Source organism: Megasphaera vaginalis (ex Bordigoni et al. 2020), from assembly GCF_900240295.1.
GTDB lineage: Bacteria > Bacillota > Negativicutes > Veillonellales > Megasphaeraceae > Megasphaera > Megasphaera vaginalis.
In genome coordinates, this window is record NZ_OEQB01000004.1 from 85,443 (window position 1) to 110,771 (window position 25,329).

20 protein-coding genes and 1 other RNA gene are annotated in these 25,329 nt (G+C 48.1%); 12 read left to right on the top strand and 9 right to left on the bottom strand.

What is annotated here, in order from left to right; translation table 11 throughout:
- Window positions 1–75: 75 nt before the first annotated feature.
- From C0977_RS06220 to C0977_RS06230, 3 genes are all read right to left on the bottom strand, one after another.
- Window positions 76–1,488 (bottom strand): FAD-binding oxidoreductase, encoded by a 1,413-nt coding sequence (locus tag C0977_RS06220; RefSeq protein WP_023054029.1) that lies wholly within the window; start codon window positions 1,486–1,488, stop codon window positions 76–78.
- A 39-nt stretch (window positions 1,489–1,527) separates the two neighbouring features.
- A complete protein-coding gene (locus tag C0977_RS06225; protein ID WP_101912795.1) occupies window positions 1,528–2,484 on the bottom strand; it encodes a bile acid:sodium symporter family protein in 957 nt (318 codons plus the stop codon).
- 240 nt (window positions 2,485–2,724) lie between these two features.
- A complete protein-coding gene (locus C0977_RS06230; protein WP_023054038.1) occupies window positions 2,725–3,438 on the bottom strand; it encodes a GntR family transcriptional regulator in 714 nt (237 codons plus the stop codon).
- Between the two features lie 213 nt (window positions 3,439–3,651).
- Here C0977_RS06230 and C0977_RS06235 point away from each other — a divergent pair, with 213 nt between their 5' ends.
- Window positions 3,652–5,220: a nitrite/sulfite reductase gene (locus C0977_RS06235; protein ID WP_101912796.1), complete on the top strand. Its 1,569-nt coding sequence runs from the start codon at window positions 3,652–3,654 to the stop codon at window positions 5,218–5,220.
- Window positions 5,221–5,454: 234 nt separating this feature from the next.
- Here C0977_RS06235 and C0977_RS06240 read toward each other — a convergent pair whose 3' ends face one another.
- The 3 genes from C0977_RS06240 to C0977_RS06250 form a co-directional block, all read right to left on the bottom strand.
- A complete protein-coding gene (locus tag C0977_RS06240) occupies window positions 5,455–6,999 on the bottom strand; it encodes a nitrite/sulfite reductase (protein ID WP_101912797.1) in 1,545 nt (514 codons plus the stop codon).
- A gap of 36 nt (window positions 7,000–7,035) precedes the next feature.
- Window positions 7,036–7,995 (bottom strand): NAD(P)H-dependent glycerol-3-phosphate dehydrogenase, encoded by a 960-nt coding sequence (locus tag C0977_RS06245; protein WP_101912798.1) that lies wholly within the window; start codon window positions 7,993–7,995, stop codon window positions 7,036–7,038.
- A gap of 72 nt (window positions 7,996–8,067) precedes the next feature.
- Entirely contained in the window at window positions 8,068–8,982 is a 915-nt protein-coding gene (locus C0977_RS06250) for a LysR family transcriptional regulator (protein ID WP_101912799.1), read from the bottom strand.
- Window positions 8,983–9,171: 189 nt separating this feature from the next.
- On the opposite strand from C0977_RS06250, the gene C0977_RS06255 reads away from it, so the two are divergent.
- Both C0977_RS06255 and C0977_RS06260 read left to right on the top strand, forming a co-directional pair.
- Complete coding sequence (locus C0977_RS06255; RefSeq protein WP_200814234.1) at window positions 9,172–10,449, top strand: aminotransferase class V-fold PLP-dependent enzyme; 1,278 nt, start codon at window positions 9,172–9,174, stop codon at window positions 10,447–10,449.
- 27 nt (window positions 10,450–10,476) lie between these two features.
- Window positions 10,477–11,694: a dicarboxylate/amino acid:cation symporter gene (locus C0977_RS06260; RefSeq protein WP_101912800.1), complete on the top strand. Its 1,218-nt coding sequence runs from the start codon at window positions 10,477–10,479 to the stop codon at window positions 11,692–11,694.
- 258 nt (window positions 11,695–11,952) lie between these two features.
- Here the strand turns inward: C0977_RS06260 and C0977_RS06265 are convergent, their stop codons facing one another.
- Both C0977_RS06265 and C0977_RS06270 read right to left on the bottom strand, forming a co-directional pair.
- The gene (locus tag C0977_RS06265; protein WP_101912801.1) at window positions 11,953–12,951 is read right to left on the bottom strand and encodes an isocitrate/isopropylmalate dehydrogenase family protein; all 999 of its coding nucleotides are present in this window, start codon (window positions 12,949–12,951) and stop codon (window positions 11,953–11,955) included.
- A gap of 2 nt (window positions 12,952–12,953) precedes the next feature.
- Window positions 12,954–14,294, bottom strand: a complete 1,341-nt coding sequence (locus tag C0977_RS06270) for a citrate synthase (protein ID WP_101912802.1) — start codon at window positions 14,292–14,294, stop codon at window positions 12,954–12,956.
- A 328-nt stretch (window positions 14,295–14,622) separates the two neighbouring features.
- Between C0977_RS06270 and C0977_RS06275 the strand changes: the two genes are divergently transcribed.
- Complete coding sequence (locus tag C0977_RS06275; RefSeq protein ID WP_101912803.1) at window positions 14,623–16,896, top strand: hydratase; 2,274 nt, start codon at window positions 14,623–14,625, stop codon at window positions 16,894–16,896.
- A gap of 322 nt (window positions 16,897–17,218) precedes the next feature.
- Here C0977_RS06275 and C0977_RS06280 read toward each other — a convergent pair whose 3' ends face one another.
- Window positions 17,219–18,064, bottom strand: a complete 846-nt coding sequence (locus tag C0977_RS06280) for an AraC family transcriptional regulator (protein ID WP_101912804.1) — start codon at window positions 18,062–18,064, stop codon at window positions 17,219–17,221.
- Window positions 18,065–18,194: 130 nt separating this feature from the next.
- Here C0977_RS06280 and dapF point away from each other — a divergent pair, with 130 nt between their 5' ends.
- The 8 genes from dapF to ffs all read left to right on the top strand — a co-directional run bounded on the left by dapF (window position 18,195) and on the right by ffs (window position 25,316).
- A complete protein-coding gene (gene dapF / locus C0977_RS06285; protein ID WP_023054047.1) occupies window positions 18,195–19,031 on the top strand; it encodes a diaminopimelate epimerase in 837 nt (278 codons plus the stop codon).
- Between the two features lie 119 nt (window positions 19,032–19,150).
- Complete coding sequence (locus tag C0977_RS06290) at window positions 19,151–20,050, top strand: ROK family protein (RefSeq protein ID WP_101912805.1); 900 nt, start codon at window positions 19,151–19,153, stop codon at window positions 20,048–20,050.
- Window positions 20,037–21,182, top strand: coding sequence for a DNA/RNA nuclease SfsA (sfsA, locus tag C0977_RS06295; RefSeq protein WP_023054035.1), 1,146 nt, complete (start codon window positions 20,037–20,039; stop codon window positions 21,180–21,182). The genes C0977_RS06290 and sfsA overlap by 14 nt, the downstream gene beginning before the upstream one ends.
- Before the next feature lie 31 nt (window positions 21,183–21,213).
- Window positions 21,214–21,801 carry a hypothetical protein gene (locus C0977_RS06300; protein ID WP_023053948.1) on the top strand — a complete coding sequence of 196 codons (588 nt, stop codon included), beginning with the start codon at window positions 21,214–21,216 and terminating at the stop codon, window positions 21,799–21,801.
- 122 nt (window positions 21,802–21,923) lie between these two features.
- A complete protein-coding gene (locus C0977_RS06305) occupies window positions 21,924–23,258 on the top strand; it encodes a replication-associated recombination protein A (protein ID WP_101912806.1) in 1,335 nt (444 codons plus the stop codon).
- The gene (locus C0977_RS06310; protein WP_101912807.1) at window positions 23,255–23,704 is read left to right on the top strand and encodes a GtrA family protein; all 450 of its coding nucleotides are present in this window, start codon (window positions 23,255–23,257) and stop codon (window positions 23,702–23,704) included. Before C0977_RS06305 ends, C0977_RS06310 begins: the two co-directional genes overlap by 4 nt.
- A gap of 144 nt (window positions 23,705–23,848) precedes the next feature.
- Window positions 23,849–24,949, top strand: a complete 1,101-nt coding sequence (locus C0977_RS06315; protein WP_036242965.1) for an OmpA family protein — start codon at window positions 23,849–23,851, stop codon at window positions 24,947–24,949.
- 171 nt (window positions 24,950–25,120) lie between these two features.
- An RNA gene (gene ffs / locus C0977_RS06320) (signal recognition particle sRNA large type) lies at window positions 25,121–25,316 on the top strand.
- The last annotated feature ends 13 nt before the right edge of the window (window positions 25,317–25,329 follow it).

A 25,329-nucleotide genomic window follows, 5' to 3' on the forward strand; every position in this document is an offset into this window, starting at 1 on the left:
AACAACAAGAACCCCATTCCGAAAAGAATGAGGTTCTTGTTGTTTAGAAGTGATTGTAATGAACAAGGAGATGAGTTATTCATCATCCAAGTCGATGATTTTGGAAGGATTTAAAATATTGTTCGGATCGAGCGCGCGTTTGATGGCTTTAATCAGCTGTAATTCTCCCGGAGGCGTGCAGCGTTTGAAATCATGCAGCTTTTTATATCCTATGCCGTGTTCTCCCGACATTTTTCCGCCTAAGGCGTATACTTCGGCAAATAAGTCTTTATGGAAGTCCTGTAATTTGTGAAGCCAGTCTTCCGGTGAAATACCGTCTTTATTCAGCGGCAGGACATGAATGTTGCCATCGCCTATATGTGCCGAAGTTACGGCGAAAATGTTGTGCTTTTCTTCGAGAGCCGGTAATTTTCCTGTGATTTCCGGAATTTTTTCCAAAGGCACGACGAAGTCTTCGGCGGCGTACATGATATCGATATCGCGGGCCGCTTCGGCAAATTGACGGCGGCAGCCCCAGATGCGGTCATCTGCCTGAATGACGTCGACAGCGCCCATGGCGTCGCAAAGATCGCTGATTTTTTCCATCTTTTTATCCAATTCGTCGGGGTCGAAGGTTTCGACAGTGATGATGACATAACAGCAGCCTTCTTCAATGTGAGGCAGCGTGACTTTGCAGAATTTGCTGCACATGGTCAGTGCTTTGTTGTCCATATATTCGATACTCGTCGGTTCGATGCCGGCTTTCAGAATCTTATTCGGCAGAGCAAAGCCCTGGTCATCGTTCTTGAAAATAGCAACGAGGTCGAATTTATGGGGCGGCAGAGGACGCAGCTTCAACGTTGCTTCCGTTACGATGCCGAGGGTTCCTTCACTGCCGCAGATGAGCTGCTCCAAGCAATAACCTGTAGAACATTTCTGCAATCTTGCGCCGACGTCGACGATTTCTCCTGTCGGCGTGACGATCTTCATCCCGTAGATTTGATTGCGCGTAGTACCGTATTTGACGGCTTTATTACCGCCGGCGTTAGTCGCAATATTACCGCCTATTTGGCAACTGTCGGCGCTGCACGGGTCACCGGCATAAAGCAGACCGTGCTGTTTGACTTCCTGCTGAATGACGCTGGTGCGGACGCCGGTCTGTACGACGGCATACATGTTGTCGGGATCGATTGTAATGATTTTGTCCATGCGATCCAGTTCCATGACGATGCCGTGATGAACGGGGATCGCACCGCAGGCGACGCCGGATCCGGCTGCGCGGGGCGTAATCGGAACGAGGTACTTATTGGCTAATTTGACAACTGCCGCCACTTCTTCCGTCGTCTTAGGAAAAACGACGACTTCCGGCGTCGTAAACCAATAAGGATTGCCTTCTTCGTCCGTTTTGTAAGTATCCAGTTTTTCCGGATCGGTCGTCACGCCTTTTTCCCCTACTATACGGCGTAATTCATCAAGTAATTCCTGTGATACTGCATTAAATTTTGTCATGATACGTCACTCCTTTGTGTACGATAAACGATGATGTTTTTATGATAGTTCCAGCGCCGGTTGGTCTTGATTCGGCGTTTTATTACCCCAAAGAGAAGCGATGAAAGAACAGAATACTGTTGTCCAAACGACGCCGATGGCGCCGGGAATTGCCGACATGGGATCAAAATAGGTGATGCCTAATGTGACGGCGAGTGCCGTGTTTTGTACGCCGACGTCGAAGGTCAGGGCTTTTCTTTTAGCGACGGGCATGCGCAGTAATTTTGATATGATAAAGCCGATCGACAGGCCTACGGCGGTATATAAAACGAGACTCAGCGCGGCGACGCCGGCGACGGTCTGCAATCGTTCGACGTTGAGGGAAACACAAATCATGATGATTGTCACGATGGCGGCGACAGTAACGAGAGGAACGCCTTTGGAAATGACGGGCATCTGCTTGGAAAATACCTTGTTAATCATGATCCCCAGAACGATGGGGACAATGACGATCTTGATGATACTCAAAAAAAGGCCGACAGCGTCGATGGACATGTATTTGCCGACGTAAAACAGAAGCAGCGACGGCATGATGACCGGCGCCAGCATGGTGCTCAGGCTGGTGATCGTAACGGACAGTGCTTTATCTCCTTTAGCCAGGAAAGTCATAACATTGGAAGAGGTTCCAGTCGGTGTGCAGCCGAGGAGCACCATGCCGACAGCCAGCATCGGTGACAGACCCAACAGTTTACTGATCGCCAAGCCGACCAGAGGCATGCAGACATACAGTGTAACGACACCGATAATGACGTCTTTCGGCCGCGTGAAGACGAGCTTGAAATCGTTCGGCGTCATGGAAAGGCCCATGCTCAACATGATGATGCCCAAGAGAAATGAAATCATGCCGCCGAACGGTTTGAACGGCGCCGGGTTGAGATACGCAAGCACAGCGGCAATAATAACCCAGAGCGTCACGTACTTCGTAATAAACTTGACGAATTTTTCGAATGAAGACATATCTTCTCCCTCCTTAGGATTTTGGAAAACCGTAGATGACGGTAAATTATAAACATAATTTTTCCGAATACTTCGTATGCATAAATCGTAAGATAAAATAGTGTTTGCGTCAAAAAAAGTGCAATTGTAAGAAATTGAAAAGAAACTAAGCGTTTAAGTGTATAAAATATAATGCAAAACACCGATACTATACGTATTTTTCAGTATAGTATCGGTGTTTATTAAAAAACACAGGAAATATTAGAATAAATTTTCTATTTTAAAAACTCGTTGGAATTTACTTTGTGAAATGGCGATGTGGCGGCGCATGACGGCTTCGGCAATAATCTTATCGCCTATTTTCAGGTTATTGCAGACGATCATATGCTCATTGCCGATAATATCGTAAAAATCGTGGGGCGGATCGTAGAGCAAATAACTGCGATAACGGAACAGTTTGTATTTAAGTGCTTCGTAAATTTGTTGCAGTAAAAGATTATTGGAATATTCGATTATCTTACTGTGAAAAGCATATTCCAGTCTCATAATATCGCTGTAATAAGCGTGCGATACGCCGGATAATTTAGCTTTTTTGGCAACAGATTTTTCTTCGCTGGCAAGGGCGTAGAGGATATTCAACCGTTCTTCCGTCAAGTTGGATACGGCCTGTCCGGCTGCATAGGGTTCAATAAGATAAGAGATATCCATCGCATCGTCATATTCTTTGCGAGTAAAAGAAGCGACGTGATATCCTTTATTTTTTTCGATAAAATTGTTTTCCGCCAGTTTTTCCAACGCCGATTTAACAGGTGAACGACTGACGGCCAATTCCTGGGCGATAGTACTTTCCGTCAGCCGTGAACCGGGGCAGATGTGAAAGCTGAGTATTTCCTGGAGCAAGATATCGTATACGATATCGTTCAGCGATTTAAAGGGGTTTTGATTTCTCATGGTTTCGATTTCTTGTGGATTCATTAAGAGAACCTCCTTTCCGAGATGGTTGCTTGACAGCTATTGCCGGTCGGGAAAAACATATAATGATATAAGACAGCGGAGATTGGGGCTGCGAAAACAAGTTATGATATTCACAAGGAAAATAAAACGTGGTATTCTGTAAACGGTACGGAAAACAATTGTTGTCGCAGGAAACATGTTTACATACATAAAATGAACAAAGGAGCGTTTATTATGGCAGGAATATCGGAAGCGTTGAAACGGGATCTGATCGCAGATTTGCCTGTTTTCAAAGAAAATACAAGAAAATTTTATGCAAAGGAAATCGCCGTTAATCAGTACAAAGGCCTGTCCGGTCCATTCGGCAGTTACGCTGAACGCGGCGCCGCTACGGGCATGTCGCGGTGGCGTTTTCCGGCCGGCATTATCAATCATGGGCAACTGTCTTTTCTGGCTGCAGCTATTCGGCGGTATCATTTAACGGATATTCATTTTACGACAGGTGAATCGATACAGTTCCATCACTTGGACGGAGATACGATTGTCCGTCTTTTTCAGGAATGTTATGACCACGGTATTTATAACCGCGGCGGCGGCGGAGACCATCCGCGAAATGTTGTCGCGCCTCCGTTGCGCGGCATTGATCCGACGGAAACCTGGGATATTTCTCCTTACGTAACGGCGGCTTCCGAATACAGTTTGACCTTAGTCAAAGGGATAAGGCTTCCCAGAAAATTAAAAAATGCTTTTTCCAGCGGCGCAGATAACCGGGCTCATGTGACCTATAAAGATATGGGATTTAAAGGACTGGACGACGGTACGTTCGATATTTTTGCCGCCGGCGGCTTGGGACCGAATCCCAAAATGGGCGTTCAAGTTGGCAGTCACGTAGATCCGGGAGAAATTTTGTACTACATCAAGGCGATGGCCATGCTGTTTTCTACGTACGGAGATTACAACAAAAGAAGTCATGCCCGTACGCGGTATTTGCAGGAGATTCTCGGCGGCGCAGACGCATTCAGAGAAAAATTTTTGACATTCTTGCAAAAAACAAAAGAGACGGAGAAGTTGACGATTGATCCGGCGTTGTATTGCCATGCCGTCCATAAAACGGGCGTGCCTGACGATACGCTTAGCGGGTACCGGGTGGGAAGACAGAAACAGGAAGGACTGTATTATGTCCTGTACCATCCGACCGGCGGCAATCCGGCGCAGGCCGATTTCCTGTCTTTGTTGGATTACCTCAGCACGCTGGCGGAAACGGAAATACGATTGTCTCCCGATGAGGGCGCGTACATTGTCAATCTGACGGCCGATGAAGCTCGGCAGGTCCTCGCGCTGACAGAAGACGGTGCGAAAAATTCCTTTGAAGCATCCGTGTCCTGTATTGGCGCGGCCGTTTGCCAGGTGGGCCTGCAAGACTCGCAGGGCCTTTTGGGAAAGATAGTTGCGGCTGTTAAGGCTTCCGGCATCGACTCATCCGTCTTACCGCAACTGCGCATTTCCGGCTGCCCTTCGTCGTGCGGCGCACATCAGGCCGGCACGATCGGGTTTTACGGTTTCGTGAAGAAAACGGTTGACGGCATGGTGCCGGCCTTTGTCCTGACGACGGGCGGATCGGAACGATTCGGCAGCGAAAAATTTGGAGAAAAAGCGGCTGTCATTGCGGCAACAGAGATTCCCGCATTTATCGTCAACCTTGCCGGCCGATTGAAAAGAGACGGCGCTGTTGATTTTTCCTCCTGGCTGCAGGCGCACGAAGACGACTTTTTATTGCTGGCGAAAGAATTTGAAGCAAAGTAACGTTGACGTCTTCTGCCGATATTAAGTATACGATAGACAAAATTCAAAAATTTTTCAATATAAACTATCGATAAATTTGATAAGTATTATTCAACAATGGATCCGCTTTTTGACGGATCCATTGTTTTTATATGGAAACGATCGGGAGACAGCGTTGCATCGGAATATGAAAAACGCTGCTCCGTCGAACGATTGTCAGCGTGTCGGCGAGGAGCAGCGTACAAGGCGGTATCTCTACGCGAAAGTCATGACGAGATCAGCGAATGCGGTCTCGTGGTCAGCGTACCAAGCGGCAAAGGGTTTGTTTTCTTTATTCAGAAGACAGGCCAGCGCTTCCAAAAAAAGAGGCAGATTTTTTTCCGTCATAATGCCGATTTCTTGAGAAAACCGTTCTTCCCCTTGTTCATAGGAGCCGTTGACGAGGACGGCAAACGCCGGCTGCGGACTGTCGTCAATACGTTTTACGGCGCCGCGCAGGCCGATGGCGCCGATCTGTTGCGTGCCACAGGAAAAGTGGCAGCCCGACAAATGCATTTTCGGCAAAAATTTCGTGTCGATCTTTCTGTCACGAAGGGTGGTGATGAGCGTATGCAGCAGCGTCTGGGAATCGCGTATACCCATTTGACAGATAGCGGCTCCGATGCAGGAGACGGAGCTTTCAAAATCGTCGTTTGCGTTGTCCGCGGCTGTCAGCGCCGCGACGTGTTCCGCTTCCGCAGCGGTCAGATTGACGATATACAGGGATTGGTCCGAATTGATTCGGATTTCCGCGTCCTGTATTGCGGCGAGGTAATCGCAGAGGGAAAGCAACGTTTCCCGCTGCGGTTCGCCGCATAAGGGTTTGTAATTGATATAATAGAGCCCTTTTTGCTTTTGGGCTTTTATCCGCCTGTTTTTCGGCGCCTGTCCGTCAGCTCCTTCTTTAGCAAGGGGAACCGCTTTTTCGGCATGAGGAAAGGTCTTCTTTTGGGAAAGGGCCAGGAAGGTTTGGAAAAGAGCGATAAATTTGTCCTGACCGAGGCTGGCGGGGAGATAGCGACTTCTGGCTCTGGAATGGATCTTTCGCTCGCCGTAACGACTGTAAAGAGCGAGCATGGCATCCAGGTAGCGGAGGCAGTCGTCGCCGTCTATGTGCGTACCGACGCGGATGCCGCGTTGCGGATTGGGGCCGAGACCGCCGGCGGCATATACGTCGAAAGTGCCGTCACGATTGGCTGTAAATCCCAGATCCCGCAGGGTGGCGTGACTTTCATTGTCCGCGCCATTGGTGAAGGCGATCTTGAACTTGCGCGGCAAGTCCAGTTCAAAAAAGTGATCATATTGATATTGCTGCGCCAAATCGACGTAGGGGCTGATGTCCAGATATTCATTTTTGTCGACGCCGCGGAGCGGACTCGCCGTAATACTGCTGAAGTGATCGCCGCCGCTGCCGAGACAGTACACGCCGTGAGCCGGACTTTCCTGGAAAATCGATAAAATTGATTTTCCCGAAAGGTGATGGAACTGTATCGATTGTCCCGTCGTCAAATGAATTTTTTCGATGGCATATTTTCTGATGGCAGACGCCACATAGAGAAGCTGTTCTTTCGCGAGTTTGCCTGACAAAAAGCGAAGTCGCACCATTGCCCGTTCTCCGCCGCGCTCGGCATAACTGCCGAAGGAACCGGAAATGCCTTTGTATTGGATCGGCGCCATTTCTTTATGGAAAAAGGCGTCACAATTTTCTTTAAAAAAGGGAAATGCTTTTTGACTGATTTCTGCAACATACGTATTTTTCATAAAAATACTCCTTATCGACCATCATGAAACCGGCGGTCATTCTTTTTTTATGGAACGCAGGAAGAGCTGATTCAGTTCGTCAAAGGGATTTTTTTTGTCGTGGACGATTTCATATACAGTACGGCTGATCGGCAGTTCTATGTCGTATTGCCGCGACAGGTCCATGAGCGCTTCCGCCGTATAAACGCCTTCTGCCAACTTGCCGAAAGGCTTGCCGCTGATAAAGTCTTCGCCGAAACGGCGGTTATTGCTGTGCCTGGAAAAAAGAGTCGCTTCATAGTCGCCCAGATGACTGAGACCGTAAACGCTCATGGCGTTGCCGCCCATGGCCTTGATCAAACAGGCCAGTTCATGTGTTCCTCTGGCCATGAGCGCTCCTTTGAGACTGCTGTAACCGACACCGTCAAGCATGCCGGCAGCGATTCCCATGACATTTTTTGCAGCGGCGCCGATCTCGACGCCCAACAAGTCGGAGCCGTAATAAAAGCGGATGAGGGATCCTGAAAAGATGTTGACCAACATTTTCGTCAGCTCTTTATTTTTAGAGGCCATGAGCATGCAGTTTGGCATGCCGTTAATAAAATCTTCCACATGGCCGGGACCGACCCAGACGGAACAGGGAACCTGGGGTCCCAATTCCTCTTCAAATACCGTTGAAAGCCGTTTACCGCTGCCCGTTTCCAAACCTTTCATAGCCAGAATAAAGGGCATTCGCAGCGCGTTGCCGCTCCCTTTTAACTGACTTGTAAAGGCGCGCAGCTGCTGTGCGCTGATCGAAATGATACAGATATCGGCGCCTTGCAATGCTGCCGCCAGGTCGGATGTCAGCCTGATATCGGGCGGCAGCTGTAAATAATCATTTTTTCGCGTTGCTATCAGCTCCTGCAGGCGAGCGGAACCGCAGCGACCCCACAGGGTGACATGATGTCCGAGGGAATGGGCGTACCAAGCGTGAAAAGAACCCCAGCGGCCGCAGCCCAGGACGGTAATATTCATAGTCGGACCTCCTTTTCTTGTTTTATTTATTATAGCATAGTGAAAAAAACGACAACGATCTTCAGCATAAAATTATTTTTCACACGTGGAACGTTGAGTGTAATTGTCAGTTATTCTATATTTTTCAACTTCTTGCTGTAGTAACGATTTAAATTTCTTTATTAGAGGAATCGTCTTTTTATCGGCAAAATGGTTGGTTAGGACAAATCCTTTTCTTTCCGGAGGCGGCGTTGATATTTTATATATTTGCAGAGGAATTTCTTTTTGTAATATGGCAATATTGCTTTCCTGCATAATTGTCCAGTATGGTTTTGATAGAAAAATATCTTTTAAAACATTATAAGAATCTACTTCTATTCTGGGGCTGCGGTTTTTAAATACCTTGTCATGCCAATGTTGAAACTCATCATTCCATTTTTGATAAATTTCCTGGTTAGGATCCAAAGAAGCAACATCAATGGTTTCAATGGGATTAGGAGACGAACAGTATCGAATGGCAAAATATTTCTGCGAAAAGATAGGATCACAAAAGACACTTTCTTTTTCTTTGAACGAAGATACGATAGCTAAATCCAATTTCTTTTTTGAGATTAACGTATAGGCATCTTCTGTTTGATAAGTATACAGTGAATACGAAATGTCGTAGTTGTCAGCTATAATTTTGCAGACATTGCATACCAACGGGAATTGATAACTGGAAATAGAGGTTATGTTGAGATTACTGGAAATTACCGTTGATTCGCCTTGCAGCGTATTGTAAATTTCAAAAAATTTTTTGGCACTTTTTAAAAATATTTCCCCTCTACGCGTTAGTTCTATTTGCTGTTTTCCCTTTTCACGAATCAGTAAAGAATAACCGAGTATATTCTCTAATTGCTGTATTCTATTGGAAATAGTAGGTTGTGTTTTATAAAGAATTTCTGATGCTCGTGTCAAATTTTTCACTTCGCTAATAACAATAAATGTCTCTATTAATTGATAATCCATTTTAATAATATTCTCCTTTTTTTTAATATCTTATCATAAAATATAAAATATTTTCATATTAATTAAAATAAAAATCAATTTTTATTTTAATTATAAGGTGACGTATAATCGTGATAATAAAAAATGATTTTATGCGATATATAAAATTGTTTTTTTGCATCTTCATAAAAAATGAATGGAGGAATGATTATGTTAAAATTTAGAGAAAATTTTTTTAGTTGTGAAGAATTAAGAGAGATAAGAAAAAAATTTAAATATGTAGAAAAAGATATTCATGGCAACAAGAGATTGTTTTTTGATAATGCAGGCGGTTCCCTTCGCTTAATAAGGGCGAGTGATCGATTTAAAGAAATAGATGAAATTCCTGATGCATCAGAACATACAAATAAAGTGGCGCTTGAGTTGTTGGACATTGAGAACCAGGGAAGAGCTAATATGCGTATGTTTTTTAATGCCAAACGGGGAACGATTGCAACAGGGTATACGGCTTCCCAGTTGATGATGGAGGCAGTCAGAATTATCAGTGGTTATGTGAAAGGAACGAACTGTGTCACAACTATTTTGGAACATCCGTCGTCATTTGATGCTATGAAAATGTATGCAGAGAAATATGGAAGAGAGTTAAGGATTGCCAAGGCAAATAAAGAAACGGGGGGAATTGATCCTTCTTCCATATTGTCATTGATTGATCGGGATACAGCTATTTTAAGTGTTATGTCGGCTTCAAATATATCAGGATATATCATGGATATAAATACTATTTTTACGGAAGCGCGTAAAATTAATCCGAATATAATTATTATTAGTGATGCCGTACAACATGCTCCTCACGGTTTTTTGGACCCCGAAAAATTTGATATTGATGTAATGAATATTGCGCCTTATAAATTTTTTGGTATTAGAGGGTTTTCTATCATGTACCTTTCTGATCGGGTATCTACGCTGACACATCATCGCTTATTGGGGAAAGCGTCTGATGATTGGGAAATAGGTAGTCCCGGTACAGGACATTTTGCGGCATTTTCAGAAATTATGGATTATGTCTGTTTTCTCGGTAAGAAAAAAAATCAGGATGAAACGGACAGAAGAAAATTATTTGAAGCAGGCATGACACGTATTGCTAATCATGAAAGAGCCATTCTGGAATTAATGCTTGAAGGAAATGATTCGACAGAAGGTCTTCGATATATAAAAGGTATAAAGGTAAAAATGGATGATAAGGACCTTATGCACAGAGATCTGATCATAGGAATAGAATTTTTAAATATGGATTGTAAATCTGCAAGAGATGAATTGGACAAGAGAGGTGTAATTGCTTTTGAAAGAGCAAATGACAGCATTTATTCCAAGCGCATGGTAGAACAGTTTGATTCTGAAGGAATGGTGCGTATTTCTCCTCTTCATGTGAATACACCGGAGGAAATTGAACAATTTTTGCAGATAGTTAAAGAAATTTCTCTATTATAGAAGGGTGAATCTAAGGGAGGAAATAGTATGAACAATATTAAATTAGGATTAGGCACACAAATACTGATGGGTATTATTGTTGGCTTTATCTTGGGTTTTTCTTCTCCGGCGTTAACGAAACTTTTGTCACCGTTAGGTACAGTCTTTTTAAGAATGTTAAAAATGCTGATTGTTCCTCTTGTCTTTTTCAGCATTACTAACGGTATTTGTAAAATGGGAAATGTCAAACAGCTGGTAACTGTAGGGGGCAGATTCATGCTGTATATTGTCGTCACTTCCGGTCTTTGCGCTGCTTTGGGAGCGCTAGTCGGCATGGGAATCAATCTGGGTGGCGGAACAACGGAATTTTTAATGGACGGTGCTCAAGTAAAAAATGTTGATTATAATTTTATTAATAATGTTGTTTCATGGTTTCCTGAGAATATTGTTGATGCTATGGTGAAACAAGATATGTTACAAATTATCGTATTTGCAATGTTTCTTGGTGTTGCAATTTTATCTTTAGGGAAAAAAGTGGAATCAGTAGTTAAGCTTATTGACAATTGTACGGATATTATGCTGAAAATTACTGATTTTGTTATTGCTTTTTCGCCTGTCGGCATTGCATCATTAATGGCTACAATGGTAACGACAATTTCCGGCGCAACGGTTAAAGATGTTATTGCTTTGATTGTTGCTGATTACGTTACGGCGATTTTTGTTCTTATCGTCATGTATCCGTTGATTTTAAAAGTGTTGGCAGGATTGGGACCTATTACGTTTTTTAGAAAAATTACGGAACCGATGATTGTTGCCGTTACGACGACGTCATCGGCGGCAACCTTACCGGTATCACTGCGGACAGTAGGAACGAAATTGGGGATTCCAGAAAATATTTATGGTTTTACATTACCCTTAGGGAATACTTGTGGCATGAACGGCTTTGCCATATTTATAGGATTGTGTTGTGTTTTTTGCTCTCATATATATGGTATAGAAATTACGTTTGCCAAGATGATATTATACATATTTTTAGGTATTATTTTGTCCATCGGCGCTGCCGGTGTCAAAGGGGCGGGAATCGTCATGAGTACGGTTTTGTTGCAGGCCTTAGGAATGCCGCTTTCCGTAATACCAATCATCGCTGCAATTTGGCCGGTAATAGATCCTGCGCACACCTTGTTGAATAATACCAGTGATATTGTAGGTACGGCCGTTATTGCCAAAAGACTTGGAAAAATGGATATGAGTACATATGAGCAATAAAAATATTAAACGACGAATGAATTTAAAATGACGAACGAGTCATTAGGCGACTAAAAAAGACTGAGTTCTGTGTTGAACAGGGCTCAGCCTTTTTTATTTATCTTTGATTCGGTAGAAGTTGTAATCATAAATGACTGCATTGTTCGGATGTTGTTTTAAGAAACTGTATCCAATATAGGATAGATAGAGTCGATGAAAATACCTTTTCGCTTTATCGTTGCGGTTTTATCCGAATAAATGCGTCTTTTGTTCATGATATTACTGCAATACGTCGATAATGGATCGGCAATATTCTTCTGTCATTGCTTTTCCGCCCAGATCCGGTGTCAGCGTCATACCGGCAGAGAGAACGGTATCGACGGCACGGCGTATTCTGGCCGCCGTTTCCGTATCGCCGATATGGTCGAGGAGCATACATGCCGACCAGAGCAGTGCTGTCGGGTTGGCAATATGTTTTCCCGCAATATCGGGGGCGCTGCCGTGAACGGCTTCAAACATGGCGTAGTCTTTGCCGAGGTTCATGGAAGGCAAGAGGCCGAGACCGCCGATGAGGCCGCTCGTCAAATCGGAGATGATGTCGCCGTATAGGTTCGGCGTCACGATGATGTCAAAGGTTTCCGGGCGCATGACAAGCTGCATGCAGACGTTGTCGACGATCTTGTCGTCACTTTCGACGGCAGGGAATTCTTTGGCGATATCATGGAAAACGGAAAGAAAGAGTCCGTCGCTCATTTTCAGTATATTGGCCTTATGGACGCAAGTCACCTTTTTACGGCCGTTTTTTACGGCGTAAGCGAAGGCGTCGCGGATGATCCGTTCGCTGGCTTTGCGGGTAATGATTTTCGTCGCGTGGATCGTATCGGCGTCAATCGCCTGTTCTACGCCGACGTAGAGATCTTCCGTGTTTTCACGGAAGGTGACGATGTCAACGTTTGGGAACGGCGTTTTGACGGCTGCGTTGGCCTTGGCAGGACGGATATTCGCATAAAGATCGTATTTGTTGCGCAAGGTGACATTAAGAGAACGGAAGCCTTTACCGATAGGCGTCGTGATCGGCGATTTCAGGAGAAGGCGCGTTTTTTCAAAAGAGGCGAAAGCGGCGTCGGGGATCAAGGCGCCGTTTCGTTCGTATTCGGCAGCACCGACGTTAAAAAACTCGTAGTCCAAATCGGCATGGGCCTGCTGTAAGATCGCAATGACGGCGTCCGTAATTTCCGGTCCGATGCCGTCGCCTTTAAATACGGTGATGGTTTTCATTTTTATCTATCCTCCAAAGGGGTAAAAGCAACTATATCGCCGACATATTTCGTAGCCGGACGGATGATGCGGCCGTCGTACAATTTATTTTCAATATTGTGCGCCAACCAGCCGACGAGACGGCTGACGACGAAGAGCGGCGTAAAGAGATCCTGCGGAATGCCGAGCATTTTATAGGCGAAGCCGCTGTAATAATCGACGTTGCTGCAAATATTCGTTCCCTTTCGTTCGCTCAGCGTCTTGATGGCGACGCTTTCGAAACGCCGATAGAATTCAAATTCCTGTTCCATTCCTTTTTCTTTTGCCAGTTTACCGCAGAAGTGGCGCATGATTTCGGCGCGAGGATCGGACAAGGTATAAACGGCGTGACCGAAGCCGTAGACCAGGCCGCTCTGGTTCTGGAATTGTTTGTTCAGAATTTTGTTGATGACGTCTCGCATCTGCGCTTCCGTGCCGTTCGGGCCGATGGCTTCCATGATACGGTGCATCATGATGGAAACTTTGATGTTGGCGCCGCCGTGCCGCGGTCCTTTCAGCGCGCCGATGGAACTGGCCATGGCGGAGTAAATGTCCGTATCCGTCGAAGCGACGACGACGTTGGTAAAGGTAGAGTTCGTACCGCCGCCGTGGTCGGCGTGAAGGAAGAGCAGGAGATCGAGAAGGTGAGCTTCCTGTTCCGTAAATTTTTCATCAGGGCGGAGAAGGGAAAGAATATTTTGTGCCGCCGAATAATTTTTGCGCGGATAATGGATGATCAAACTGCGTCGCTCATAATAATGGACTTTGGACATATAAGCATAACAGGCGATGGAAGGCATTTTGCCCATAATGTTGAGACCTTTGCGCAGCGTTTGGTAAATATCGGTATTATCCGGATCGGGATCGTAATTATATAATGTCAATAACGCGTGCTGTAATTTGTTCATCAAATTCTTGCCGGGCAGCCGCAGTAAGTTCATTTCTAAAAATTCGTCAGGCAGATCATAACTGTTCTGCAGGATATGGCAGAAGGAAGCGAGCTCTTTCCGGTTCGGCAGATAGCCGAAAAGCAGGAGAAAACAGGCTTCTTCGTAGAGATAGCCGTGATAATTTTCTTTTTTGACGAGATCACGGATATCGATGCCACGGTAATACAGAATACCGTCGCAATTGACTTTATTGTTGTCACCGTCGCGTTTGTAGCCGACGACATCGGCAATTCGCGTCAGGCCGACGAGGACGCCGGTGTGATCTTCATTACGCAGGCCGCGCTTGACACCGTATTTGGAATACCACGTGCGGGGGATCTGCGTAAAATTCTGAGATTTTCCATAAAATTGAGCTAAATAAATATTTTGGTCCATACTGAAAGACGCTCCTTCCTGCGCTTTTACAGCAGAATTTTTATGTTTATAGATATTCGCTAATATACATAAAAATACATTAAGATACAGGGCCTTCAACAAGTAGTTGAGATATAAGTTATTATAACATAAATAGTGGTAATGTAAAATAAAAAACAATGAAAAATAGGCTTGATAAAGCTGGTAATGGAGAAATAGATTATGATATAATATTTACGTAATATATAAAAATTTCTCATTGTGAAAATTAATTACGATAATTTTACAATTAGAAACTTCAATACTGACATAAGGGACTGGCTTATGTATAGAAGGGAGATTTTTATCAATGATTCGATTATATGACGGCGGCGTTTATTTAGTGAACGGAAATGAAATCATTCCCGAAGGAGAAGCTGTTCGGGTGGAAGCCGTGACGGGAAAACTGGCTTGCCGTGAGGCGGCTCGCAAGGGAACGATTTCTTACGGCATTTTAAAGGAACATAATACGGCAGATACGATGGATCATTTAAAAATAAGATTCGATGCCATGGCTTCGCATGATATTACCTTTGTCGGCATTATTCAAACGGCTAGAGCGTCGGGAATGGAGACGTTTCCGCTTCCTTACGTATTGACTAACTGCCATAATTCGCTTTGTGCCGTCGGCGGGACGATCAATGAAGACGATCACGTGTTCGGCTTGTCGGCAGCTCAAAAATATGGCGGCATTTATGTACCGCCTCACCTTGCCGTCATTCACCAGTATATGCGTGAAAAGATGGCGGGCTGCGGGAAAATGATTCTTGGCTCCGACAGTCACACGCGTTACGGCGCTCTCGGCACGATGGCTGTCGGCGAAGGTGGCGGCGAACTGGTTAAACAGCTGTTATGCGATACGTACGATGTGGCCTGTCCGGCTATCGTCGGCGTCTATCTTGACGGTACGCCGGCGCCGTCTGTCGGTCCTCATGACATTGCAACGGCTATTGTCGGCGCCGTTTTCAAAAACGGGTACGTGAAGAATAAGGTCATGGAATTCGTCGGTCCCGGCATTACGGCACTGTCGACAGATTACCGCAACAGTATTGACGTCATGACGACGGAAACGACCTGCCTTTCTTCCGTATGGCGGACGGATGACGATACGAAAGCCTATTTGACGCAGCATGGCCGCGGCGATGATTACAGGGAATTAAATCCTGCCGCCGTTGCCTACTACGATGGCATGATTTACGTCGATCTGTGTAAAATCAAACCGATGATCGCCATGCCGATGCACCCAAGCAATGCGTTTACGATTGATGAAGTAGTCGCCAATGCGGCGGATATTCTTCATGACGTTGAAACGGCCATCAAAGAGCGGATAACCAGCGAGGCCGTTACGTTTACGTTAAGCGATAAAATTAAAGACGGCAAGTTTTATGTTCAGCAAGGCGTGATTGCCGGTTGTTCCGGCGGCAATTATACGAATGTTCTGGCAGCTGCGCATGTGTTGAAGAACAGGTCTTGCGGCAACGGCGTTTTTACGCTTGACGTTTATCCGTCGTCGCAACCGGTCTATATGGATCTCCTGCGCAAAGGAGCCGTAACGGATTTGATGGCTGCCGGCGCCGTCGTGAAAACGGCTTTTTGCGGCCCCTGTTTCGGCGCCGGAGATACGCCGGCCAATAATGCCTTCAGTATTCGTCATACGACGCGTAACTTCCCGAACCGGGAAGGCAGCAAGCCCGGCAGCGGTCAATTCTCGGCCGTCGCCTTGATGGACGCTAGGTCTATTGCGGCAACGGCTGTTAACAGCGGCGTTTTAACGTCGGCAGACGGGTATTTTGACGACTATCGGGAAGCGCCGTATACGTATGACGATGCGGCATACGCCGCCAGGGTTTATCAGGGGTTCGGCCGGCCGGCAGCCGATACGCCTCTCGTTTACGGACCGAATATCAAGGATTGGCCGGAACAGGAGGCCCTGACGGATTCGATTCTCGTCAAGGTATGTTCGAAAATACTGGATCCCGTTACGACAACTGATGAACTCATTCCGTCAGGCGAGACGTCTTCTTATCGGTCGAACCCGCTCGGGTTGGCCGAATTCACCCTGTCCCGCCGTGATCCGGCGTACGTCGGTCGCTCCAAGGCGGTTCGCGCCTTGGAAGCGCAACGGCGCGGCGGTACCGTTCCGGCGGAAATACATGCCGTTTACGATGTCTTGGAAAAAACTGTCGGTAAAATCGAACGGGAAGCGGTCGGTATCGGCAGCGTGATTTACTGTATCAAACCGGGCGACGGTTCGGCCCGGGAACAAGCGGCCAGTTGTCAACGCGTTCTCGGCGGTTTGGCCAATATTTGCCGTGAATATGCGACGAAGCGGTACCGTTCCAATGTCATCAATTGGGGCATGGTGCCTTTCCAAATGAAGGAGGCGCCGTCCTTTGCCGTCGGAGACTACATTTATGTTCCTCAGATCGCGGCGATTCTCCAAGGTGATATGAAAAATGTGAAGGCCTACGTTGTCAGCGGCGCGAATGTTCATGAAATTACGCTGTATATCGATGAGCTTACGGCGGAAGAACGGCAGATCATCCAAGCAGGCTGTCTCATTAATTACAACAGAAAACGGTAAGTTTTACTATGAAATCCCCGGCGTCTTCTTTTTCTGCGCCGGGGATTTCGTGTTTGTGAACAGGGGCAGCTGTAAAAATGCCGCCGTCACCGATGGAAAACTTTCAGGCTATGCACAGTGTCGGAACGGGCCGGTCAGGAAATGGGCGGTCAACGATGGCGGAGCAGTCCCGTTTTGCAGAAAGTATGATCAAGGTATACACAATATATCCACAACAGATACAGCTGATACTACTATATCTTTGGGTACGAGTGGAAATAAGGGACTTTGCAGCCGGCTCCGATATCATTGGAAAAGCCGGCTGTAAAGGGAGCGGTTTTCGTCAGTCGACGGGATCTTCTTTTTCCTGTGGCGGCAGCCCTTGACGCGGCGATTGGCGGAAGGTTTCCTTCCAGGCCCTGTAAAAGGTGGAATAGTTGCGGAAACCGCTGTCGTAGCAGACTGTTGTCAGCGGCAGTCCTTCCGCCATCAATCGTTTGGCCAGCAAAAGGCGTTTCAGCGTAATGTACTTATTCAGCGTATAGCCTGTCGTTTCTTTAAAGAGGTGCATCAAGTAGTCGTTGCTGATGTAAAAAGCGGCGGCAACGGCAGAAACGGAGAGCGTATCCGTCAAGTGCGAGTGAATGTAAGTGATGATTTCCCGGATCTTTTCATTTTCTTTTCCCGTCTTGATGAAGCCTATTTTTTTATCTTTCACGGCGCGTGCCAAATGAATGAGGAATTCGAGAAAAACCGTCTGCTGCAGCAAGGGGGAATATTCTCCGGTGTCCGTCCACGCTTGGCGCAGTCGACACGAAGCGCCGTACAGACTGCCGATTTCCGGTCCCTGCCGCAAGACGGGTGCCGCCGCTTCCGTAAACACTGCGTTCAGGTCGTAGCCGGCAGCGGCGTATCCGGTGAAAAAGTGGGGCGACATGTAGGCGATGACGCGTTCATACGGCGCTGCGCCGCTGACGAGGGGACGATGAAGCTGACCGGTTCTGACGAGGACGATATCAAAAGGCTGAAGCGCATATTGTTTGCCTTCGATTTCGTAGGCTGCTTCGCCTTGAAGAAAAAGCGTTATCTTGTCGAAGTCATGATAGTGGCAGGGGAAGTGCCGTTCCGCCTTGTCGCAAAGATGGAAGAGCCGCAGATCTTCCGTCAAATATCCCGTTTTTTTGTACATGCATGCCTCCTGAAACAGAATTTGCAATAAGTATAGCATTATTTTCATATATTTGCTATTTTCCGCTGTTATAATAAACGTATACGTACAGTTGCATAGAAACCTTTGGTCTGTAATAGAGGAGGAACGTATGAAATTTGTTAAAATGCATGGGTTAGGCAATGATTTTGTGTTTTTTGAAGATGCGGCAGGCGCGGCAAAAGATTTTACGGATCTCGCCGTTGCCGTGTGTGACCGCCATACCGGCATCGGCGCCGACGGGATCATCGTCATCGTTCCCAGCGATAAAGCCGACGTGCGCATGCGCATTATTAATGCCGACGGCAGCGAAGCGGAAATGTGCGGCAACGGTATTCGCTGTTTTGCCAAATATGTATATGATAACGGCATCATGAAGAAAGATACTTTTACGGTGGAAACGCTGGCCGGTATCATGACGCCGCAAGTCACTGTCGGCGCCGACGGTAAAGTGTCTTTGGTTACGATTAACATGGGCAAGCCTTTTACGGATCGCAGTCAGATTCCCATGGAAGGTCCGGCAGGACCCGTCGTCAATGAAGACCTTGTCGTCGACGGTACGACGTATAAGATTACGAGCCTGCTCATGGGCGTGCCTCATACGATGACGTATGTGACCGATGTGGACGCCGTCGCGCTTCATCAGTTGGGCCCGAAATTCGAAACGCACAGCGCTTTCCCGCGCAAGACGAATATGAATTTCGTCCAAGTCGTCGATGATCATACGATTAAAGTTCATACTTGGGAACGCGGCGCCGGGGCCACGTTGGCTTGCGGCACCGGTTCCTGCGCCTGCGCCGTCGGTTCTTTCCTGAACGGATTTACCGGTCGCAGCGTTGATGTGCAGCTTTATCTGGGGACACTCCATGTTGAATACAGCGAAGCTGACGGCAACGTTTACATGACCGGACCGGCCGCCGTTTCGTTCAGCGGCGATTGGCCGGCTTGAGTACGGAGCGGTATGCGTTGAAGATACGTCGTCCTTGCAGGCGGCGTATCTTTTTTTTCGCTTCCGTGATACGATAGAAGCGATAATTGCGGAAAACAGGATCATTCGGGAGGAGAGTCATGAAATACGTAGTCGTTGATATTGGCGGAACGGATATAAAATACGGCCTTGCCGAGCGGAGCGGCGTGCTTTTGCACAGCGGCAAGATGCCTTCTTGCCTGACGACGGGAGGAGCGGCGTCGTTGGCCGACAGAGTGGCCGCCGTCGTCTTGCAGTATCGGCGGGAGCACGACGTCGCCGGCGTGGCGCTGGCGACGACAGGCGTCGTCAATACGGACAGCGGTGTTATTGCGTGGGCAGGAAGTCATCTGCCCGGTTATGCTGGGTTGCCTCTGACCGACGAAGTTTCTCGGAGATGCGGCGTGCCCTGCAGTGCGGAAAACGATGTTAATGCCGCCGCTTACGGTGAATATTGGCGTGGCGCCGCGCAAGGCGCCGCTTCGCTTTTTTGTATGGCTGTCGGTACCGGTATTGGCGGCGCCCTGTTGCAGTACGGGCAGCTTTGGCGCGGCGTCGCCGGCAGTGCCGGTGAGATCGGCCTGCTGCGGCACGGCAGCAGGGAAACCTTTGAGGAACGTGCCGCAGTACCGGCGCTGTTGCGCCGCGCGACGGCTGCCGGATGCGCGGTGCGCGACGGTAAAGCGCTCTTTGCCGCCGCCGCTGCCGGTGATGAAAGAGCCGCTGCCGTTATCCGTGGCGGGATCGATTGTTGGGCTGAGGAGATCGCCAATATCTGCTGGCTTCTCAATCCGGCGGTCGTCGTTCTCGGCGGCGCCGTCATGGCGCAGCGTGACTATCTTGAGCCGAGATTGGTGCGGCAGCTGCAGCGGCTGGTAGATCCCTATATCTTGGCGCGGACGTCGCTGCGATTTGCCGCATTGGGCAATACGGCGGCCATGATCGGAGCGCTGTATCATTTCTTACAGACGGAGGAAGGCGGTGCGAATGGAAAAACGTGATCTTATCAAGGCTTCGTTTATCGACAGGCCGAATCGATTTATCGTTCACGCCGCTGCAGATGCTGGCGTTGTCACGTGTCATCTGCCGAATCCGGGTCGTCTTTGGGAACTGCTTTTTCCGGGGGTTACGCTCTGGCTGCGCCGCGCGGCCGCGCAGGGTAAGGTCAGGCGCAAAACGGCTTATGACGTCGTCGGTATCGAACGTGACGGCGTCCCCGTTTTGATGGATACGCAGTATACGAATGACGTTGCCGCCAGTCTGATTGAGCGGCAGGCTGTGCCGGGCTGGGAAGGATGGCATGTCTTTCGCCGTGAAGTCACGATCGGCGAAAGCCGTTTTGACCTGCTGCTGAAAAAGGGCGAAGAACTGTTCTTTGTCGAAGTAAAGTCGTGTTCTCTTTTCGGCAGCGATGGCGGCGCCATGTTTCCCGATGCCGTAACGGAACGGGGACGGAAACATCTTCTTCATCTGGTTGCCTTGAAACGGCAAGGATTTCGTACAGGGCTGCTCTTTCTCGTTCAATGGCCGCGGGCGCGCTGGTTTTTGCCGGATTACCATACCGATCCCGCTTTTGCCGCCGCTTTTTATGAGGCGGCGCCGTATCTTGACTGGAAAGCGTTGGCCGTGGCCTGGGATGAGACCTTTACGCTGCCCGAGCCGCGCGGTCTCCTCGCCTATCCGGAAGATGTGCTGCGCAGAGAGAATCGTGATGGCGGCGACTACCTGATCGTCGTCGAAATGCCGGCGGACGCGACCGTTGCAATCGGTTCGCTGGGCCCCGTTTTTTTTGCCAAAGGGTTTTACGTTTACGTCGGTTCGGCGAAGCGAAATTTGTCTGCCCGGTTGGCCCGTCACGGCAGGCGGCGAAAAAAATTGCGTTGGCATTTTGATTATCTCCGCGCCGTTGCCGAGATAGTCGCGCCGATTCCGATTCGTACGGCCGATGATCTGGAATGCGAGCTTGCCCGCGCTGTCGGCGCCGTTGCCGATCGGACAGTGCCCCGTTTCGGCTGCAGTGATTGCTCGTGCGACTCTCATTTGTTCGCCTTCAATGAAAATCCGATGAATAATCGAACGTTCATGAGAATTATTGAAGATTTCCGCATTAACCGTTTGGGTAATATGCTATAATAGATATTATTTATTAAGGGGGATGTTGTCTATGGAACGTAGCGATGCACTGCAACTGTTGCGAAAATATAATCAGGAGCCTTTTCACATTTTGCACGGCTTGACTGTTGAAGGAGTAATGCGGTGGTATGCCGAAGAACTCGGTTATGGCGCGGAAAAGGACTATTGGGGATTAGTCGGCCTGCTGCACGATGTCGATTTTGAAAAGTACCCGGAACAGCATTGCCGGAAAGCGCCGGAGCTCCTCGCCGAAATCGGCGCCGATGACAAATTCATTTATTCCGTTTGTTGTCACGGTTACGGTATTTGCACCGATTGGGAGCCGAAGGAAAAAATGGAGAAAGTTCTTTTTGCTGCCGACGAATTAACGGGGCTGATCGGCGCCGCCGCAAAGATGCGTCCATCAAAGAGCACGCAGGATATGGAAGTAAAAAGCCTGAAAAAGAAGTTTAAAGATAAACGATTCGCCGCCGGCTGTTCCCGTGACGTTATCGAACAAGGCGCACAATTGCTGGGCTGGGATCTTTCTGAATTAATGGAAAAGACGATTCTTGCCATGCGCGCTTGTGAAGATTCCGTTCGCGCGGAATACAAGAAATTGACCGGTTTGGACGAATAACTTTTCGCTTACGGCAGAACGGCCGAATTGCCGTCTTGCTGCGAAAGGATATACTGACCGTTCGTACTCAGGCAGTGCTGCCGTTGCGGTGCACTGCCTTTTCTGCGAAGAAAGGCGCCGTTATGGAACAAACTACTCTTTTCGCCGGAACTGTGCCGCAGCCTCTGGCAGCTCGTTTACGGCCGCAGACATTGGCTGAATTTATCGGACAGGGGCATCTTTTGGGCCGCGGCAGGATATTGCGCCGCCTCATTGAAAACGACAGCATTACTTCCATGATTTTTTGGGGGCCGCCCGGCGTCGGCAAGACAACGCTGGCGCGGATTATTGCCAAACATACGCAAGCGGCTTTTATCGACTTTTCCGCTGTTACGAGCGGGATCAAAGAAATTCGAACCGTCATGCAGGAAGCTGACAGCAATACGCAATTCGGTGAAAAGACGATCGTTTTCGTCGATGAAATTCACCGGTTTAATAAGGCGCAGCAAGATGCTTTTCTGCCGTTCGTCGAAAAGGGCAGCATTATCCTGATCGGCGCGACAACGGAGAATCCGTCTTTTGAAATCAACGGCGCCTTATTGTCCCGTTGTAAGGTCTTTGTTCTACAGGCCTTGTCGGAAGATGAGCTCGTTCTCCTGTTGAAGCGGGCGTTGACGAATCCCGCCGGTTTCGGAACGCAGACTGTCGTCATTGACGATGAACTGCTTCGCTGGATCGCGGCTTTTGCCAACGGAGACGGGCGTACAGCGCTTTCGACGTTGGAAATGGCCGTTCTGAACGGAGAGCTGTCAGGCGATACCGTCACGGTCACGAAGGAACTGCTGGAACAATGTATTTCCAAAAAATCACTTCTGTACGACAAGCATGGAGAAGAGCATTATAATCTTATTTCCGCGCTTCATAAATCCATGCGTAATTCCGATCCCGACGCGGCAGTCTATTGGCTGGCGCGGATGCTGGAAGCCGGTGAAGATCCGCTTTACGTTGCCAGGCGCGTCACGCGATTTGCCAGTGAAGATGTGGGGCTTGCCGATCCCCGCGCCTTGGAACTGGCTGTGGCCGCTTATCAGGCTTGCCATTTTATCGGCATGCCGGAATGTTCCGTTCATTTGACGGAGGCTGTCGTCTATCTTTCGCTGGCACCGAAATCAAATGCCATGGAAGCGGCGTATATGAAAGCCCGTAAAGACGCGTTGACGCAGCTCGCCGAGCCGGTCCCTCTCGTCATTCGCAATGCGCCGACAACGTTGATGAAGGATCTGTCTTACGGCAAGGGGTACCAATACGCGCACGATTATGCGGAGGGCCTGACGGCTATGCAATGTCTGCCCGATTCGCTCGCAGGGCGCGAATATTATGTGCCGACGGAAAGAGGGCTGGAGGCCCGGCTGAAAGAACGGTTGCGGCAGATTAAGGATTGGAAGAAACAACAGCGCGAAAGGCAGCGAAAAACATGAGAGAAAAACGGATTTTCGGCCGTGATTATACGAATAATGAATATATGAAGGTTTTTCTCTATCTCGTTATCGGCGGTTCGGCAGCTATCTTGGAATGGATCCTTTTTTACGTTATCCTTCGCTGCATTGACGGTCTTTACGGCGCGGTGTTTCCGACGTACCATGTTTTGACGGCGACGACGGCGGCTTTTACGCTGTCGACGTGTTATCATTATGTCATGGGGAATATCTTTGTCTTTGACAGCGGCAGCCGCTATCGGAAAAAAGCGGAAATATCTCTCGTCTTTCTCGTCAGTACAATCGGCTTGCTCTGGAACCTCCTTCTCATGTGGATTTTTACGGCGCCGGCCTTGTTGGGACTGCCGCCTGTGCCGTCCAAAATACTGGCCAGCGCAATCGTAACGGTCTGGAATTACTTGTCACGGAAGAAATGGGTATTTAAATAAAACTGCAGTTTACTGAATAGGGATTGTTGAAAAACTGTAACAAAGCTGTAACAATTAAGTCGTACTATAAATGGTGAAGTATCCAAATAAATAGGGAATTTGGGGATATGGAATTATTCTAATAATGAAAGTGTGGGGTTAATAATGAAAAAGAAATCTTTCGCATTGGCTGCCGTAGCCGCTGCATGTGCAACGTCATTCGCATTTGCTACGCCGCAGACACAATTTGAACAAGGCCAGTGGCAGCTCGATCTCGGCGCTTGGAATCCGAAGGCCGAAGCTGATGCCAGCAATTGGGTCGCCGGCGGCAGTAATGTCAGCACCGACGCCAAATGGAATTTCCAGGGCGGCCTGACGTACGGTCTCAGTGACAAATGGGGCTTGGAATACGCCTATCACGGCTTGAAGACGAAGGGGACCGCCGAAACGACTGGCGTCGGCACTAATGGCGATGAACACGAAGTCAATCTCGTATATTCGCTGAATAAAAACTTCGCTCTCTACGGCGGTTGGAATCGCATTAAAAACTCTTTTGAAAATACCAACTACAGCCAGGCGAACAATGTGGCCCAGTTGGGCTTGATTGCCAAAGCGCCGTTGTCGGAAAACTTCGACATTTACGGCAAGGCGGCAGTCGGCACACAGCGTACGACGCTTTGGGAAGCAGGTCTCGGCTACACGATGAGCAAGGATTTCGATCTCAGCGCCGGTTATCGCTATGTCAACACGAAGCTGGCCGATAAAGGCGAAGCCGGCCTTATCGACGATGCCAATATTTCGTACAAAGGGCCGTTTGTAACCTTGTCCTACCGCTTCGGCGGCGGCCATGAAGTTGCGCCGGAACCGGTTTATGTCGCACCGGAACCGACACCGGCACCGGTTGTAACGGAAACGCCGCATGTATACAATGACTACTATCTGGACAGCATTCACTTCGATTTCGACCAGGATCAGCCGATGGCGTCGGAACAGGCTAAACTCGATAACTTCGTAGCTGTAGCCAAGAGCCATCCGAACGATACGTTCAAACTCGTCGGCAATACGGACTCGAAAGGGACGGACGGCTATAATGACGATCTCTCGAAACGCCGCGTGACCAACGTCGCACAATATGCCGTAAACAACGGTGTAAACAGCGCGCAGTTGCAGCTTAATTACAAGGGCGAAAATGATCCCGTAAGCACGAACAATACGGATCAGGGTCGCGCCGACAACCGTCGTGTTGATATTTGGCAGCATAAATAAGCCGGAATGATTTACAACAAGACTCTATACAATCGTGTAGAGTCTTGTTTTTGTTTCGGCGTCGGCAAAAAGACGGCGTTTCCGGCAATGAGGTCCGAAAAAGGGATTGCTTCTATGCTTCATCGGCAAAGGCACAGCAGGGGTCTGAACGCATTTTTTCTTGCTATTTCCCTGTTTTTAAGCTATAATTATATAGCTAATTGAATAAAAGTGCTGGTGCGTGGTAGCCTGTCGGGGCTTGTGCAATGAAACCCTATGAACCTCGTCAGGTCCGAGAGGAAGCAGCGATAAGTAGACCGTTCCATGTGCCACGAGGTAACCTGTCAGGCTATCATACACGAGTACTTTTACGCAGATAGTAAAGCAGCGATTAGCTGCTT

Coding starts and splice junctions, on each gene's coding strand:
- C0977_RS06230 (WP_023054038.1), bottom strand. CDS start 3,438: ATGAATCCACAAGAAATCGAAACCATGAGAAATCAAAACCCCTTTAAA.
- C0977_RS06235 (WP_101912796.1), top strand. CDS start 3,652: ATGGCAGGAATATCGGAAGCGTTGAAACGGGATCTGATCGCAGATTTG.
- C0977_RS06315 (WP_036242965.1), top strand. CDS start 23,849: ATGAAAAAGAAATCTTTCGCATTGGCTGCCGTAGCCGCTGCATGTGCA.
- C0977_RS06245 (WP_101912798.1), bottom strand. CDS start 7,995: ATGAATATTACCGTCCTGGGCTGCGGCCGCTGGGGTTCTTTTCACGCT.
- dapF (WP_023054047.1), top strand. CDS start 18,195: ATGAAATTTGTTAAAATGCATGGGTTAGGCAATGATTTTGTGTTTTTT.
- C0977_RS06280 (WP_101912804.1), bottom strand. CDS start 18,064: ATGTACAAAAAAACGGGATATTTGACGGAAGATCTGCGGCTCTTCCAT.
- C0977_RS06255 (WP_200814234.1), top strand. CDS start 9,172: ATGTTAAAATTTAGAGAAAATTTTTTTAGTTGTGAAGAATTAAGAGAG.
- C0977_RS06250 (WP_101912799.1), bottom strand. CDS start 8,982: ATGGATTATCAATTAATAGAGACATTTATTGTTATTAGCGAAGTGAAA.
- C0977_RS06275 (WP_101912803.1), top strand. CDS start 14,623: ATGATTCGATTATATGACGGCGGCGTTTATTTAGTGAACGGAAATGAA.
- C0977_RS06270 (WP_101912802.1), bottom strand. CDS start 14,294: ATGGACCAAAATATTTATTTAGCTCAATTTTATGGAAAATCTCAGAAT.
- C0977_RS06290 (WP_101912805.1), top strand. CDS start 19,151: ATGAAATACGTAGTCGTTGATATTGGCGGAACGGATATAAAATACGGC.
- C0977_RS06310 (WP_101912807.1), top strand. CDS start 23,255: ATGAGAGAAAAACGGATTTTCGGCCGTGATTATACGAATAATGAATAT.
- C0977_RS06220 (WP_023054029.1), bottom strand. CDS start 1,488: ATGACAAAATTTAATGCAGTATCACAGGAATTACTTGATGAATTACGC.
- C0977_RS06240 (WP_101912797.1), bottom strand. CDS start 6,999: ATGAAAAATACGTATGTTGCAGAAATCAGTCAAAAAGCATTTCCCTTT.
- C0977_RS06260 (WP_101912800.1), top strand. CDS start 10,477: ATGAACAATATTAAATTAGGATTAGGCACACAAATACTGATGGGTATT.
- C0977_RS06265 (WP_101912801.1), bottom strand. CDS start 12,951: ATGAAAACCATCACCGTATTTAAAGGCGACGGCATCGGACCGGAAATT.
- C0977_RS06305 (WP_101912806.1), top strand. CDS start 21,924: ATGGAACAAACTACTCTTTTCGCCGGAACTGTGCCGCAGCCTCTGGCA.
- C0977_RS06225 (WP_101912795.1), bottom strand. CDS start 2,484: ATGTCTTCATTCGAAAAATTCGTCAAGTTTATTACGAAGTACGTGACG.
- sfsA (WP_023054035.1), top strand. CDS start 20,037: ATGGAAAAACGTGATCTTATCAAGGCTTCGTTTATCGACAGGCCGAAT.
- C0977_RS06300 (WP_023053948.1), top strand. CDS start 21,214: ATGGAACGTAGCGATGCACTGCAACTGTTGCGAAAATATAATCAGGAG.